1 protein-coding gene is annotated in these 1053 nt (G+C 64.6%); it reads left to right on the top strand.

Annotated features, from left to right (window positions below; translation table 11 throughout):
* The coding region (locus tag ACZ5CR_RS47240; RefSeq protein WP_468870252.1) for an alpha-amylase family glycosyl hydrolase at positions 1–1053 on the top strand (1053 nt) is incomplete at both ends.

Raw genomic sequence — 1053 nt, 5'->3', positions numbered from 1 at the left:
CGCGCTGGGGCGCCAAGGGCCTGTTCACTCCGACGGCGTTCGGCATCCAGGACGAGGAGTGGGGCGACTACTACGACGACAAGGTCGAGGGCAAGGAGTACGACCCGCTCGACGAGGACGGCCAGGGCAACCCCTACAACGGCGACCGCTGGTCCACCGCGGAACCGGCGGGCAACACCTGCAAGGACTGGGGCAAGCAGTCGGGCACCGGATCGGACGGCCGGAAGATCTACAACTGCCAGTGGCCCAGCCCCACGTCGGGCATGTTCCCCAAGGACAAGTACCACCAGTGCTGGATCGGCAACTGGGAGGGCGAGGACTCGCGCAGTTGCTGGCTCCACGACGACCTGGCGGACTTCAACACCGAGAACACCGAAGTGCAGAAGTACCTGATCGACGCCTACAACAAGTACATCGACATGGGCGTGGACGGCTTCCGCATCGACACCGCCGTGCACATCCCGCGCACCACGTGGAACCGCCGTTTCCTGCCCGCGCTGCACGACAAGCTGGTGGACAAGTACGGGGCGGACAAGGCCGACGACTTCTACGTCTTCGGCGAGGTCGCGGCCTTCGTCAACGACAAGTGGAACCGCGGCTCGGTCAACCACTCCGCGCAGTTCTACACGTGGAAGGAGCGCAAGGAGTACAGCGCAGACGACGCGGCGGCATCCCTGGAGATGTACGAGTACGAGCAGGCGCAGGGCACCGGCAACCAGCCCACAAGCACCAACGCCTTCCTGGAGGGCAACGCCTACCACGCCCCCGACCGCACCAAGTTCTCCGGCATGAACATCATCGACATGCGCATGCACATGAACTTCGGCGACGCCCCGAACGCCTACAACAACGGCAAGGACTCCGACGACTCCGTCAACGACGCGACGTACAACGCCGTGTACGTCGACAGCCACGACTACGGCCCGAACAAGTCCTCCACCCGGTACGCGGGCGGCACCGACGCCTGGGCCGAGAACATGGCCCTGATGTGGACCTTCCGCGGTATCCCGACCCTCTACTACGGCTCGGAGATCGAGTTCCAGAAGGGCAAGC

The sequence above is a fragment of the Streptomyces sp. NPDC031274 genome, assembly GCF_055570235.1.
Note: the sequence above shows the minus strand (reverse complement) of the source record. Positions and strands in the feature narration are given on the sequence as shown.